General features: G+C 68.1%; 14 protein-coding genes. 6 read left to right on the top strand and 8 right to left on the bottom strand.

Features of this window, described 5'->3' with window-relative positions; translation table 11 throughout:
• Positions 1-2: 2 nt before the first annotated feature.
• The 8 genes from FFS08_RS10465 to pyrE are packed head-to-tail and all read right to left on the bottom strand — an operon-like array spanning position 3 to position 6,756.
• Positions 3-2,069, bottom strand: coding sequence for a TonB-dependent receptor (locus tag FFS08_RS10465; RefSeq protein ID WP_137861656.1), 2,067 nt, complete (start codon positions 2,067-2,069; stop codon positions 3-5).
• Complete coding sequence (gene maiA / locus FFS08_RS10470; RefSeq protein WP_137861657.1) at positions 2,066-2,686, bottom strand: maleylacetoacetate isomerase; 621 nt, start codon at positions 2,684-2,686, stop codon at positions 2,066-2,068. The genes FFS08_RS10465 and maiA overlap by 4 nt, the downstream gene beginning before the upstream one ends.
• Positions 2,683-3,846, bottom strand: a complete 1,164-nt coding sequence (locus FFS08_RS10475; RefSeq protein ID WP_137861658.1) for an AI-2E family transporter — start codon at positions 3,844-3,846, stop codon at positions 2,683-2,685. Before FFS08_RS10475 ends, maiA begins: the two co-directional genes overlap by 4 nt.
• Positions 3,846-4,745, bottom strand: a complete 900-nt coding sequence (gene lepB, locus FFS08_RS10480; protein WP_137861659.1) for a signal peptidase I — start codon at positions 4,743-4,745, stop codon at positions 3,846-3,848. The genes FFS08_RS10475 and lepB overlap by 1 nt, the downstream gene beginning before the upstream one ends.
• On the bottom strand, positions 4,745-5,149 hold the full coding sequence (gene acpS / locus FFS08_RS10485) for a holo-ACP synthase (protein ID WP_137861660.1): 405 nt from the start codon (positions 5,147-5,149) through the stop codon (positions 4,745-4,747). The genes lepB and acpS overlap by 1 nt, the downstream gene beginning before the upstream one ends.
• Positions 5,146-5,397: a hypothetical protein gene (locus tag FFS08_RS10490; RefSeq protein ID WP_137861661.1), complete on the bottom strand. Its 252-nt coding sequence runs from the start codon at positions 5,395-5,397 to the stop codon at positions 5,146-5,148. The genes acpS and FFS08_RS10490 overlap by 4 nt, the downstream gene beginning before the upstream one ends.
• Complete coding sequence (locus tag FFS08_RS10495) at positions 5,394-6,146, bottom strand: pyridoxine 5'-phosphate synthase (protein ID WP_137861662.1); 753 nt, start codon at positions 6,144-6,146, stop codon at positions 5,394-5,396. Before FFS08_RS10495 ends, FFS08_RS10490 begins: the two co-directional genes overlap by 4 nt.
• Before the next feature lie 13 nt (positions 6,147-6,159).
• Positions 6,160-6,756, bottom strand: a complete 597-nt coding sequence (pyrE, locus tag FFS08_RS10500; RefSeq protein ID WP_212741990.1) for an orotate phosphoribosyltransferase — start codon at positions 6,754-6,756, stop codon at positions 6,160-6,162.
• Positions 6,757-6,916: 160 nt separating this feature from the next.
• Between pyrE and coxB the strand changes: the two genes are divergently transcribed.
• The 6 genes from coxB to FFS08_RS10530 all read left to right on the top strand — a co-directional run bounded on the left by coxB (position 6,917) and on the right by FFS08_RS10530 (position 12,647).
• Positions 6,917-8,008 carry a cytochrome c oxidase subunit II gene (coxB, locus tag FFS08_RS10505; RefSeq protein WP_137861664.1) on the top strand — a complete coding sequence of 364 codons (1,092 nt, stop codon included), beginning with the start codon at positions 6,917-6,919 and terminating at the stop codon, positions 8,006-8,008.
• A 4-nt stretch (positions 8,009-8,012) separates the two neighbouring features.
• On the top strand, positions 8,013-9,689 hold the full coding sequence (ctaD, locus tag FFS08_RS10510) for a cytochrome c oxidase subunit I (protein ID WP_137861665.1): 1,677 nt from the start codon (positions 8,013-8,015) through the stop codon (positions 9,687-9,689).
• Between the two features lie 187 nt (positions 9,690-9,876).
• Entirely contained in the window at positions 9,877-10,764 is an 888-nt protein-coding gene (locus tag FFS08_RS10515) for an aspartyl protease family protein (RefSeq protein WP_137861666.1), read from the top strand.
• A 247-nt stretch (positions 10,765-11,011) separates the two neighbouring features.
• Positions 11,012-11,914: a heme o synthase gene (locus FFS08_RS10520; RefSeq protein WP_137861667.1), complete on the top strand. Its 903-nt coding sequence runs from the start codon at positions 11,012-11,014 to the stop codon at positions 11,912-11,914.
• On the top strand, positions 11,911-12,090 hold the full coding sequence (locus tag FFS08_RS10525; RefSeq protein ID WP_137861668.1) for a cytochrome c oxidase system small membrane protein: 180 nt from the start codon (positions 11,911-11,913) through the stop codon (positions 12,088-12,090). Before FFS08_RS10520 ends, FFS08_RS10525 begins: the two co-directional genes overlap by 4 nt.
• Positions 12,090-12,647, top strand: a complete 558-nt coding sequence (locus FFS08_RS10530; protein ID WP_137861778.1) for a cytochrome c oxidase assembly protein — start codon at positions 12,090-12,092, stop codon at positions 12,645-12,647. The genes FFS08_RS10525 and FFS08_RS10530 overlap by 1 nt, the downstream gene beginning before the upstream one ends.
• The last annotated feature ends 31 nt before the right edge of the window (positions 12,648-12,678 follow it).

A 12,678-nucleotide genomic window follows, 5' to 3' on the forward strand; every position in this document is an offset into this window, starting at 1 on the left:
GCTCAGCGCAGCTTCAGCCGAGCGCCCAGCCACAAGGTTCGCGGCAGGGCGCGCTCGATCACGCCCGGGCCGCTGATCCCGGCCTGGACCTCGGCGTCGAAGATGTTCTCCGCCCGCGCTTCGAGTGCGAAGCTTCGGGTAAGCGGCAGCGCGGCGGCAGCATCCAGCGTGAAGGCGCCCTTCAGCGTGCGGCTGTTCTGGTCGTCCTCGAACTGCGGGCCGGCATAGCGGGCAGTGAGCGACGCCCCGGCATCGCCCCGCGCCCAGCCGAGCGCGGCGCTGGCCTGGTGCCGCGCGGTCTGGGCCGGGCGCAGGCCGTCGAGCGACGCCGCAACGCCAGATGCCGAGACGCGCGAATCGGCAAAGGCATAGGATGCCGCCACGCTGAGGGCGCCGGCCGCCCAGCGCCCGTCGAGCTCGATACCCCTGGCGGTCACGGCATCGAGATTCTGCCGCCGGCGATAGAAGCCCGCTGCCGAGACGAAGCCGATGCCGGGAAAATTGCCGGGCCCCTGGGCAAGAGTCACGTTCGCGATCGCGCCGCGCAGCCGGTTCCAATAGCCGGTGGCGCGGAGCGTCAGCGAAGGCATGGGGCGCCAGTCCATGCCGATCTCCGCTCCGGTCAGCCGTTCGGGATCGAGCGCGGCATTGGCCGCAGTCGCGTCCGCGCCGGCGCGGAAGGGGCGATAAAGTTCGTTGAGCGTCGGCAGCCGCCAGCCGCGATAGGCGGCGGCCCGCAGCGTGACGCCGCCCAGCCGATAGGCGGCGCCGGCGCGGCCGGTGGCTTCCCAGCCGCGGCGATCGGGGAAATGGCTGTCGGTGAGCACCGGGCCGGGTGCCAGCGACGTCTCGGCCAGCGCGCCGCCGGTAATGTCCCAATGATCGAGCCGGCCGCCCAGGCTGAGCGTCAGCGGGCCGCTTTCCCGGCTGGCATCGGCAAAGACGCCGATGGTCGCGCTCGCCCCGCCCGCGACCCGGCGGCGCGTGGGCAGGCCGCCGGCATAGGCGAACAGTTCCTCGGTCCGCCCCGAGACCCGGCGCAGATCGCTGCCCAGGCGAAGTGTCATGCCGCCGCCGATCGGCGGCGCGATCTCGAGCCGCCCGCCCAGGCCGGTGGCAGGCACGGCATATTGATCGAGCGTCGGCGCGACGATGGTGCGCGCATCGTTGACGCTGGCGAAGCCCGAGGCGAAGCCGCGCGTCTGGAGCCAGGCCAGCGCCGACCAGCCCCAGGCGCCGCGGCCGACCAGGCGAAGGCTCGCATCGGCGCCCTCGCTCCGCACGCGGGTGAAGTCGACGCCCCGGTCGCGGCGATCGGTGAAGGCGGAGAGATTGGCCTGGAGCTCGGTATCGGCGCCGAGGCCGGTTACCGCGCGCAATGCGATGGCGGCCTGCTCATAGGGCGCCGGGCGGTCGACGGGGCCGCGATCTCCTGCGACGATCGGCGTGAAGCCATCCCCCCGGGCATATTGGCCGGCAAGCGTCACGAAGCCGCGCCCGAGATCGGCGGCGCCCACGCCCGACAGGTCGAGGCTGTCGCGGCTGCCGTAGAGCGCACCCAGCGAAAGATGGCCGAGCTGCGCCGGGCTACCGCTCTCCAGCTCGATCGTGCCGGCGAGCGCGCCGGGTCCGGCATAGCCGCTGCCCCCGCCCCGCACGATCCGCGCGCCCGCCAGCCGCACGGGGAGATAGGCGGGAAAGGCGACCCAGCCGCCGAACGGATCGGCCTGGGGCACGCCGTCGAGCAGCAGCAACGCGCGGCTGGAGGCATTGCCGCCCAGGCCGCGCAGCGTGATGCCCTGCGAGGTCGGATGCGCCGAGCGCGAATCGGAGCGGCGGAACTGGGCGAGGCCGGCGGCGTCGCGCAGCGCATCCTCCAGCCGGCCGCTGGCGGTGCCGGCGATGCGATCGCGCGATATCGTCACCACGTCATAGGCAGCGTCGCCCGGCGGCGCCGCGAGCCCGCGGCCGGTGACGACGATCTCGGCCCGGTCCTGTTCCTGATCCTGTTCCTGTGCGAGAGCGGGGCCGGCGAGCAGGAGGCCCGCCGCCAGCCCGGATATCCTCACTTTGGCGCCACCGCGTCGGGATGGGCGGCGGCGAAGGCCGGCAGCGCAGTGGCCGCCGCGTCGATCGCGACCAGCCGGGGGAAATCGTCGAGCGGCGTTGCGAAGCGCCGGGCATTGTACATCTGGGGCACCAGGCAGAGATCGGCGATTCCGGGCGCGCCGCCGCCAAGGAACGGCCCTTCCCCCGCCATCGCCTCCAGCGCGGCGAAGCCCTCCGCGATCCAGTGGCGCGTCCAGGCGTTCCGCCCGTCCTCGTCCACGCCCATCTCCTTCAGCCGCCGCATCACGCGCAGATTGTTGAGGGGGTGGGTATCCGCCGCGACGACGAGCGCCCGGGCCATCGCCGCGGCGCGGGCATCGGGATCGGGGGGGATCAGCCTCGGCTCGGGATGGCGCGCATCGAGCCATTCGATGATCGCCAGGCTCTGGGTGATCACCTTGCCATCGGCTTCCAGCGCGGGGACGAAGCCCTGGGGGTTGCGCGCGAGATGCTCGGGCGAACGCTGCTGGTTCTCGAGCAGCATGATGTCGCGTCGCGCATATGCCACGCCCTTCAGGTTCAGCGCGATGCGGACGCGATAGGCGGCCGAGGAACGGAAATAGTCGTAGAGGATCATGCCGCACCTGCCGGCGGCTCGAGCGGCGTGGGCGCCTCCTCCTCATATCCGCGGCGCAGCCGGACGCGCCATTTGGACCGCGGCGACGGTTCGTCGGCGGCACGGGCCGCCCGCTCCGCCTCGCTCTCCAGCGCGACCTTGATCATCGCGACGATCGGATCGGCAAGCGCCAGGCCGAGCACGCCGAACAGGGTGCTGGCAAGGATCTGCGACGAGAGCGTGAGCGCCGGCGGCATGTCCACCGTGCGCCGCGCGACCATCGGGATCACGACATAGCCGTCGAAATTCTGCACGCCGAAATAGATGATGATCGCCCAGATCCCGGTGTCGGTGCCGGCGCTGAAGCCCACCGAGACCATCATCACGCCGGAGATGAAGGCGCCGATATTGGGAATGAAGGCGAGCACGCCGGTGATGATGCCGAGCAGCAGCGCCATCGGCACGCCGGCCAGCCACAGGAAGAAGGCGGTGACCACCCCTTCGAAGAGCATGCCGAACAGGCGCCCGGCGAGCAGGCGGCGCATCGTCGTTGCCATGCGGCTGATCGTGAGCGCGAACGCGTCGCGCGCGTCCCTTGGCACCATCCATTGCAGGCCGCGCTCGTAGATGCGCGGCTCCAGCGCCACGAACAGGCCGATGATCACGATCATCAGCAGCGACGAGACCGCACCGAACACCGTTCCCACGGCGGAAGTAAGCCGCCCGACGCTGCCCAGCGCCTGCTGGACGAGGCCGCTGAGATCCGAGCGCCCGGGCATCAGGCCCAGATCGGCAACCCATTGCGCGACCTTGTTCGCCTGCACGTCCAGCGTGGTGCGCAGCTGCTCGGCCTGGGCGGCGATCTGCACGCCGGTCAGGTAGAAGATGCCCGCGAAGAAGGCGATCACCAGCAGGACGACGATCACGATCCGCAGCGCGCGCGGAATGGGCAGGATGCGGCCGAGCAACCGCGCGCCGCCGTCGAGCATCGAGGCGAAGACGAGCCCGCCGAAGATGATCAGGATCGGCTGGACCAGCAAGACGAAGAGGGCGACCGCAATGGCGAGGCCGAACCAGACGCTCGCCTTCTTCAGTTCGGCACGCACCATCGGGTCGCGCAGCTCGTTGGGGCCCGGCTCTTGGACCACATGGACCTTCGCGGAGGCAAGCGGATCGCTCATCAGTGACTGTCCCGTTGCGGGTGGAGGGAAGTGCCGGCGCGGCCGGGGCGGAAGGATCGGGGCCAGGTCAGCGGGTTCCAGCTGGCGCTGCCGTCGAGGCTGAAGGTGATGAACTCGGCGCGGCCGCCGATATTCTCCCAGGGCACCGGGCCGCCGAGTCCGTTCTGATACAGCGGGAAGCGGCTGTCGGCCGAATTGTCGCGATTGTCGCCCATCAGGAAGACACGGCCCGCACGCACGGAGACCGGCCCGTAATTGTCGCCCTCCGACACGCCGAGATCGGCGACGTCGTAGGAGCGGCCATTGGGCAGCGTCTCGCGGAAGATGGTCAGGCGGCAATAGGGCTTGCCGTCGGCGGCGGTGATTCGGCGCCCCGCATAAAAGCGCGAACCGCCCTTGTCCGGATCGGATTCGCAGCGCGTATTGGCGTCGACCGGGATCAGCCGGTCGCCCATCGCGCGGCGCGGGACGGCGCGGCCGTTGAGATAGACGATGCCGGCGCGCACCGCGACGGTATCGCCCGGCAGGCCGATCACGCGCTTGATATAATCGGTGCTGGTGCCCGGCGGCGTGACGATCACGACGTCGCCGCGCTCGGGCAGGCGGCCGAACAGCCGGCCGGGGATGAAGGGCAGCACGTGGAAGGTCGGCGTCACCCAGCTATAGCCATAGGGGTATTTGGTCACGACCAGGCGGTCGCCGACAAGCAGCCCGGGCAGCATCGATTCGCTGGGAATGAAGAAGGGCTTGGCGATCAGGCTGTGGAAACCGAGCACGGCGAGCACGAGCCAAAGGATGCCGCGCGCCTCCGCCCACCAATCGGTGCGCGGGCGGCCTTCCGCTTCCTCGATCGCTTCGTGACTGGCCTGGTGATTCAGGGCCGATTCCTCCGCCGCCATCAACCTTCCTTCACCGCCTCGATCATCACCATGGCGAACGCCCAGGGATGATCGTCCGTCAGCGTCAGGTGCACCTTGGCGACGTGACCCGCCGGGGTGATGGCGTCAAGCCTCGCCCTGGCCCCGCCGGTGAGCGCCAGGGTGGGGGCGCCGGAGGGCGAATTGACGACACCGATGTCCTTCATGAACACGCCTCGCTTGAAGCCGGTTCCCACGGCCTTGGAGAAGGCTTCCTTGGCAGCGAAGCGCTTGGCGAGCGTAGCGGCATAGTTATGGGGGCGGGTCTTCGCCTTGGCGATCTCGATCTCGGTGAAACTGCGCGCCTCGAACCGTGTCCCGAAACGGTCCAGCGACTTCTGGATCCGCTCGATATTGCAGAGGTCCGAACCGAGGCCGAGGATCATGGCCGCCCGTCCTCGCCCGACGTCGCCTGCACGAATTGCAGGATCAGGCCGGAAACGAAGTAGACCACGCCTCCGCCAACTGCGATTCCCGTAGCAATCAACAGGTTCTGCCAGCCAAACGGCTTGCCGTCCGATGCATCGCTCAGGATCGCGCCCAGGGCGATGAGGGCGCACATCGGGAAAAAGAACAGGAAGAAGTGGCGGCGCGCGCGCAGCTGGGATCGGACGAAGTCGGCGCGCCGGCTCACCGGGCTTCGTCCATCAGCGCACGCATGTGGCGGATCACCGGGGCGAGCCCGTCGAAGATCGCCTCGCCGATCAGGAAATGGCCGATGTTGAGCTCCAGGAGCTGCGGGATCGCGGCGATCGGGATCACATTGTCGAAGGTCAGGCCATGGCCGGCATGCGGCTCGATCCCCGCCTTGGCCGCCAGCGCCGCGGCGTCGGCGATGCGGCGCAGCTCCGGCGCGCGATCGGCTTCGGCCAGCTCGCAATAGCGGCCGGTGTGGAACTCGACGACCGGCGCGCCCAGGCGCAGCGCCGCGTCGATCTGGCGCTCGTCGGGCTCGACGAACAGCGAGACGCGGCTGCCATTGTCGCGCAGCCGCGCGACCATCGGCGCCAGGTGAGCGGAATGCCCGGCGACGTCGAGCCCGCCCTCGGTGGTGCGCTCCTCGCGCTTCTCGGGCACGATGCACACGGCGTGCGGGCGGTGGCGCAGCGCGATCGCCAGCATCTCGTCGGTCGCCGCCATCTCGAGGTTGAGCGGCACGGTGAGCTCGGCGGAAAGCCGGGCGATGTCGTCGTCGGTGATGTGCCGGCGATCCTCGCGCAGGTGCGCGGTGATGCCGTCGGCTCCCGCCTCAGCCGCGAGCAGGGCGGCTCGGACTGGATCGGGATAGCCCGAGCCGCGCGCGTTGCGCACGGTGGCGACGTGATCGATGTTGACCCCCAGGCGAAGACGTTCGCCCGACGACTCCCGAAGCTTGCCGGTCACCGCTGGCGCCTCCTCATGCCGTGATCGCCCGGCTGCCCGGCTTGATCGCGGGGATCGCCGCCAGCTCGGGCGGGAGCTGGTCGGCCGGATAGGCCGGCACGTCCATTCTGAGCAGCGACACCAGGGGCACGCCGACATCCGCCTTGCCGTTCGAGCGGTCGACGATGCAGGCGGCGCCGAGCAGCTCGCCCGGATGCTTGCGGATCGCGGCGATGCACTCGCGCGACGAAAGGCCGGTGGTGACGATGTCCTCGACCATCACGATCCGCGCGCCTTCGGGAATCTCGAAGCCGCGGCGCAGCTGGAACTCGCCGTCCTCGCGCTCGACGAACACCGCCTTGCAGCCCAGCGCCCGGGCCGTCTCATAGCCCGGGATGATTCCGCCGATCGCCGGCGAGACGACCATGTCGACCTCGCCGAATGATTCGCGGATCAGCTTTCCTAGTGCACCGCACACACGCCCGGTGCGCGCGGGATCCTCGAAAATACGCATCTTTTGCAAGAAGATGGGAGAACGAAGGCCGGAAGACAGGATGAAATGGCCCTCGAGCAACGCACCTGCAGCACGAAACTCGTCCAGAATTGCGTTGCCTTCCAATGCGCGCTCCATCGTCGTCGGGATTGTCGATTTCCCTTAGGACCAGCCTCCAACGACCGCAACGGGCGATCAAAAAGGGTTGAGAATGGATGCGTGGCTCGTATACGCCAGTTGCACTGGGGGTAATCCTTTCCCAGCCCGGGGCTCTTGCGGAACAGGGTGAAGATAGACGATGCGCATGCTTGGGTTGACTTCGATCCTCCTGGCGGCGGGGATGGCGTTCGCCACGCCCGCCTCGGCCCAGGAGCCTGTTGCAAACACCGCGGCGCCGGTCGCGAACGCCGCCGCTCCGGCAGCGGCCGCCACGCCGGCAGTCGCCGATCCCACGCTCGATGCTTCGGGCAAGCCGTTGACCAAGGCGGCACCGGGAATCGGCCAGCCGACGGCCGACGCGATCACGCTGCAGCCGCAGGTGACCGCCACCGGCCGCGAGGCGCATGATTTCCACAACTACATCCTGCTGCCGCTGATCACCGCCATCTCGGTCTTCGTGCTGATTCTGCTGGCGTGGGTGATCTTCCGCTATCGCCGCGCCGCCAACCCGACGCCGTCGCGGACCGCGCACAACACCGTCATCGAGATCGTCTGGACGCTGGTGCCGGTGCTGATCCTGGTCGCCATCGCGGTGCCGTCGATCAAGCTGCTCGCCGCGCAGTTCAAGCCCGCGCCCAAGGATGCGATCACCTTGAAGGCGATCGGCAACCAGTGGTTCTGGAGCTATGAATATCCCGACAATGGCGGCATCCAGCTGACCGCCAACATGCTCAAGGAGCAGAGCCAGGTTCCGGCCGGCCAGCGCTATCGCACCGATGCCGACGGCCCGCGCCTGCTCGCGACCGACCAGCGCGTCGTGCTGCCGGTCGGCGTGCCGATCCGCCTGATCACCACGGCGCAGGACGTGATCCACAGCTGGGCGGTCCCCGCCTTCTGGATCAAGCTCGACGCGGTGCCGGGCAAGCTCAACGAGACGAGCTTCATCATCGAGAAGCCGGGCCTCTATTTCGGCCAGTGCTCCGAGCTGTGCGGCGCGCGCCACGCCTATATGCCGATCGCGGTGGAAGCCGTGTCGCCGGCCGAATTCGCCCAGTGGGTGAAGTCGAAGGGCGGCACCATGCCGGCCGAGGTCGCCGCCGCGGCGGCTGCCGAGGCCGCGCAGAACGCCGCCGCGCCGGCCGCCGAGGCCAATGCCGCCGCCGAACCGGCCGCCACCAACGAGACCGTGCCGGCCGCCAACGCCGCCGCCGGCAACATGACGGGCAAGTGAGACCATGACCGATATCGCCCTCCACGCGCATGATCACGACCATGGGCATGCGCATGACCACCATGATGCCGATCACAAGCCGGGCTTCTTCGCCCGCTGGTTCATGTCGACGAACCACAAGGACATCGGCACGCTCTACCTGATCTTCGCGATCGTCGCCGGCATCATCGGCGGCTTCATCTCGGGCCTGATGCGCATGGAGCTCGCCGAGCCGGGCATCCAGTATCTGCCGACCTGGCTCGGCATGCTGCACGGGCACGGCACGTTCGACGACGCCATGCACTTCTGGAACGTGCTGATCACCGCGCATGGCCTGATCATGGTGTTCTTCATGGTCATGCCGGCGATGATCGGCGGCTTCGGCAACTGGTTCGTGCCCATCATGATCGGCGCGCCGGACATGGCGTTCCCGCGCATGAACAACATCTCGTTCTGGCTGCTGATCCCGGCCTTCCTGCTGCTGCTCGCCTCGCCCTTCGTCGGCATCGGCGCCGGCACCGGCTGGACCGTCTACGCCCCGCTCTCCACTTATGGCGAGCCCGGGCCGTCGGTCGACATGGCGATCCTGTCGCTCCACCTGGCGGGCGCCAGCTCGATCCTGGGCGCGATCAACTTCATCACCACCATCTTCAACATGCGCGCGCCGGGCATGACCCTGCACAAGATGCCGCTGTTCGTCTGGTCGGTGCTGATCACCGCCTTCCTGCTGCTGCTGGCGCTGCCGGTGCTCGCCGCCGCGATCACCATGCTGCTGACCGACCGCAACTTCGGCACCGCCTTCTACGATCCGCAATATGGCGGCGACCCGATCCTCTACCAGCACCTGTTCTGGTTCTTCGGCCACCCCGAAGTGTACATCATGATCCTGCCGGGCTTCGGCATCGTCAGCCAGATCATCGCCACCTTCAGCCGCAAGCCGGTGTTCGGTTACCTGGGCATGGCCTATGCCATGGTCGCAATCGGCCTGGTCGGCTTCGTCGTGTGGGCGCACCACATGTTCACCACCGGCATGAGCGTCACCGTGAAGATGTACTTCACTGCCGCGACCATGGTGATCGCGGTGCCGACCGGCGTGAAGATCTTCTCGTGGATCGCCACGATGTGGGGCGGCTCGATCAGCTTCAAGACCCCGATGGTCTGGGCGATCGGCTTCATCTTCATGTTCACCGTCGGCGGCGTGACCGGCGTCGTGCTCGCGAACGGCGGCGTCGACGATTACATGCAGGATACCTACTACGTCGTCGCGCACTTCCACTATGTGCTGTCGCTCGGCGCGGTGTTCTCGCTGTTCGCCGGTTTCTACTACTGGTTCCCGAAGATGTCGGGCCGTATGTACAGCGAACTGCTCGGCCAGCTGCACTTCTGGATGTTCTTCATCGGCGTGAACATCCTGTTCTTCCCGATGCACTTCCTGGGCCTGCAGGGCATGCCGCGCCGCTATCCGGACTATCCGGATGCCTATGCGCTGTGGAACCATGTCGCGACGGTCGGCTATTTCATCATGGCCGTTTCGATGCTGATCTTCTTCGGCAACATCCTGTGGGCGCTGTTCGCCGGCAGGAAGGCCGAGGGCAATCCCTGGGGCGAAGGCGCGACGACGCTCGAATGGACGCTGTCGAGCCCGCCGCCGTTCCACCAGTTCGAGACGCTGCCGGTCATCGAGGACGGGCATCACCATTGAGCCCGGCCGAAAGGCTGAATCACGAAGCGCCCCGGGAGGAGACTCCCGGGGCGCTTTCGTTGCGGCTTCCCGTATCGTCCGGTTTCGTCGCGCCATTGTCGGCATTGATCGCGCGCAACCTTGCGGTTCATCGCAGCGAAGCGATGCGCAAGGAAAACGAACGCCGGAAAATTCTGGGAGATCCGAGATGAAGTTCCTGCCGGGCGCGCTCGCGCTGCTCTTCGCCGCCATGCCCGCCGCCGAGGCGCAGACCGCGCCGCCCGCCGCGCCCGAGGCGGTGATCCAGATGAAGCCGTGGCGCACGCGCTGGGCAATGGAAGCCGAGATCGCCGGCAAGAAGGGACTGTATCTGCTCGATACCGGTGCCGGCATCACGCTCGTCTCGCGCGAGACCGCCACCCGGGCCGGCTGCACCCCCTGGGGCCGCCTGACCGGCTACAACATGATGGGCAATCGCAGCCAGGGGCCGCACTGCGCCGACAGCATCGCGATCACGGTGGGCGGCATCACCGCCAGGCCGCCGATCACGGGCCTGATCAACATGGCCGCGGAACCGCGCAACGCCGCGCTCGACGGCGTCATCGGCCTGAACCTGTTCGAGGGGCGCACCGTGACCTTCGATTTCGCGGCGGGCATCGCGACGATCGAATCGGATGCCAGCCGCGCCGCGCGCGTCGCAGGCATGCGCCCACTGCGCATCCGGCTGAAACGCGAGATCGACGGCGGCGCGCTCGCGGTGACGACGGCGGTGCCGACGAAGAAAGGTACGCTCTGGTTCGAGCTCGATTCGGGCAATGGCGGCACCGTGCTCGTCTCCCAGCCTGTCGCCGAACTGGTGGGGATGGATCCGAAGCAGGAAGGCAAGCAGCCCGCCGATTTCGAAGTGCTGGGCGACATCCGCGCGACGACTCCGGATGCGTTCACGCCGGACATGATCATGGACGGCAATCTCGGCATGCCGTTCCTGCGCAACTGGGTGGTGACGATCGACCTTGCCCGCGGCCTTGCCTGGATCGGCAAGCCGCCCGTGCCGCCCAAGCCCGCAATCCCGCTCGAGGAGGCGGTGAAGCAGTAAGCGGCGGCGCCTGCCGCCTAGGACTACGGCCACTATCGGGCCGGATCGGAAAGTCGAGACAGCAGCACCCCATGAGAATCCCCGGGGCGCTTCTGTCTCAGGCCCCACCGGACAAGCGCCGCGGCCGGATCAGGCGATCAGGCCGTGCGACTGGAGCCGGGCGATGCGATCGCGGTGCCGCGGCGCTTCTATGGCAAAGCCTCCACTTCCCCCCGCGCACGCCTGGGCCTATAGCCGACGCACGACCATGAGCACCGCTTCCGCCACCGTCACCCTGCCCGCCGACTGGCGCGACTTCCTCGCCCTCACCAAGCCGCGGGTGATGACCCTCGTCGTCTTCACGGGGCTGTGCGGCATGCTCGCCGCGCCCGTGCCGATCCATCCGGTGCTGGGCTTCACCGCCATCCTGTGCATCGCGCTGGGCGCCGGCGCGGCAGGGGCGCTCAACCAATGGTATGAGGCCGATCTCGACGCCAAGATGAAGCGCACCGCCAAGCGGCCGCTGCCGGCGGGACGGATGGACCGCCAGTCGGCGCTGCACTTCGGCGTGGGACTGGCGGGCTTCTCGCTGGCGCTGATGTATTTCGCGATCAACCTGGCCGCGACGATCATCCTGGCCGCCTCGATCCTGTTCTACGTCTTCGTCTACACGATCTGGCTCAAGCGCCGCACGCCGCAGAACATCGTGATCGGCGGCGCGGCGGGCGCCTTTCCGCCGATGATCGGCTGGGCGGCGGCGACCGGCGACGTGAGCACCATGCCGGTGCTGCTGTTCGCGCTGATCTTCCTGTGGACGCCGCCGCATTTCTGGGCGCTCGCGCTGTTCGTGAAGACCGATTACGCCAATGCCGGCGTGCCGATGCTGCCGGTGGTGGCGGGCGAGAAATCGACGCGGATCCAGATCGGCCTCTACACCCTGCCCATGATCCTGTGCGCCGCGGCGCCCTGGCCGCTGGGCTTTACCGGCGCGATCTACGGGATCACGGCAGCGGTGATGTCGGGCCTGTTCCTCGCCATGGCGGTGCAGGTCGCGATCCGCCGTTCCGAGCCCGACGACACGATGGTGCCGGAAAAGCGGCTGTTCAAATTCTCGATCCTCTATCTGTTCATTGTTTTCGGCGCGCTCGTCGTCGACAGGTGGTTCGCATGACCGATGATCTGATCCAGGCCCCGCCCCATGTTCCGGCGACACCGATCGAGGAGGCCGAGCTGATTCGCGCCCGCCAGCGCAGCCGCGCTACCGTGATGGCGGTGCTGCTCGGCCTGTTCGTGGTGCTCGTCTTCGCCATCTCGATCGTGAAGATCCAGCTGGGCCATACGGGGTGATCCGGCTGAGCCGGAACCTGCGCGTCGCGATCCTCGCCGGGATCGGCGTGTGCTCGATGACCGGGCTCGGCTTTGCTGCCGTGCCGCTCTACCGCATGTTCTGCGAGGCGACCGGGCTCAACGGCACCACCCAGCGCGGCGTGCGCGCGCCGGGCAGCGTCGGCCAGAAGATCACCATCGCCTTCGACAGCAATGTCGCCAAGGGCATCCCCTGGAAGTTCCAGCCCGAGCGGCGATCGGACACGATCGACATCGGCGGGCGCGACATGGCGTTCTTCACCGCCACCAACACTTCGGATCACGAAGTGACCGGCACCGCGACGTTCAACGTCACGCCGGTGTTCGTCGGCAAATATTTCACCAAGATCCAGTGCTTCTGCTTCACCCAGCAGACGCTGAAGCCCGGCGAGACGGTGCGCATGCCGGTGATCTTCTATGTCGACCCCAAGATCCTCGACGATCCGGACGCCCGCGACGTGCAGGAGATCACGCTCTCCTACACCTTCTATCCCGCCGAATCGCCGGCAGTGAAGGAAGCCGCGGCCCAGGCCCGCTGACACGCGAACCGCGCGTGCGCGAGGGTTGTTG

The sequence above is a fragment of the Sphingomonas sp. 1F27F7B genome (genome assembly GCF_005503355.1).
GTDB lineage: Bacteria > Pseudomonadota > Alphaproteobacteria > Sphingomonadales > Sphingomonadaceae > Sphingomonas.

Excerpts from the sequence above, each read along its gene's own strand:
- acpS (WP_137861660.1), bottom strand. The coding sequence starts at position 5,149 with ATGATCCTCGGCCTCGGTTCGGACCTCTGCAATATCGAGCGGATCCAG.
- FFS08_RS10525 (WP_137861668.1), top strand. The coding sequence starts at position 11,911 with ATGACCGATGATCTGATCCAGGCCCCGCCCCATGTTCCGGCGACACCG.
- FFS08_RS10475 (WP_137861658.1), bottom strand. The coding sequence starts at position 3,846 with ATGAGCGATCCGCTTGCCTCCGCGAAGGTCCATGTGGTCCAAGAGCCG.
- maiA (WP_137861657.1), bottom strand. The coding sequence starts at position 2,686 with ATGATCCTCTACGACTATTTCCGTTCCTCGGCCGCCTATCGCGTCCGC.
- lepB (WP_137861659.1), bottom strand. The coding sequence starts at position 4,745 with ATGGCGGCGGAGGAATCGGCCCTGAATCACCAGGCCAGTCACGAAGCG.
- FFS08_RS10515 (WP_137861666.1), top strand. The coding sequence starts at position 9,877 with ATGAAGTTCCTGCCGGGCGCGCTCGCGCTGCTCTTCGCCGCCATGCCC.
- ctaD (WP_137861665.1), top strand. The coding sequence starts at position 8,013 with ATGACCGATATCGCCCTCCACGCGCATGATCACGACCATGGGCATGCG.
- pyrE (WP_212741990.1), bottom strand. The coding sequence starts at position 6,756 with ATGGAGCGCGCATTGGAAGGCAACGCAATTCTGGACGAGTTTCGTGCT.
- FFS08_RS10520 (WP_137861667.1), top strand. The coding sequence starts at position 11,012 with ATGAGCACCGCTTCCGCCACCGTCACCCTGCCCGCCGACTGGCGCGAC.
- coxB (WP_137861664.1), top strand. The coding sequence starts at position 6,917 with ATGCGCATGCTTGGGTTGACTTCGATCCTCCTGGCGGCGGGGATGGCG.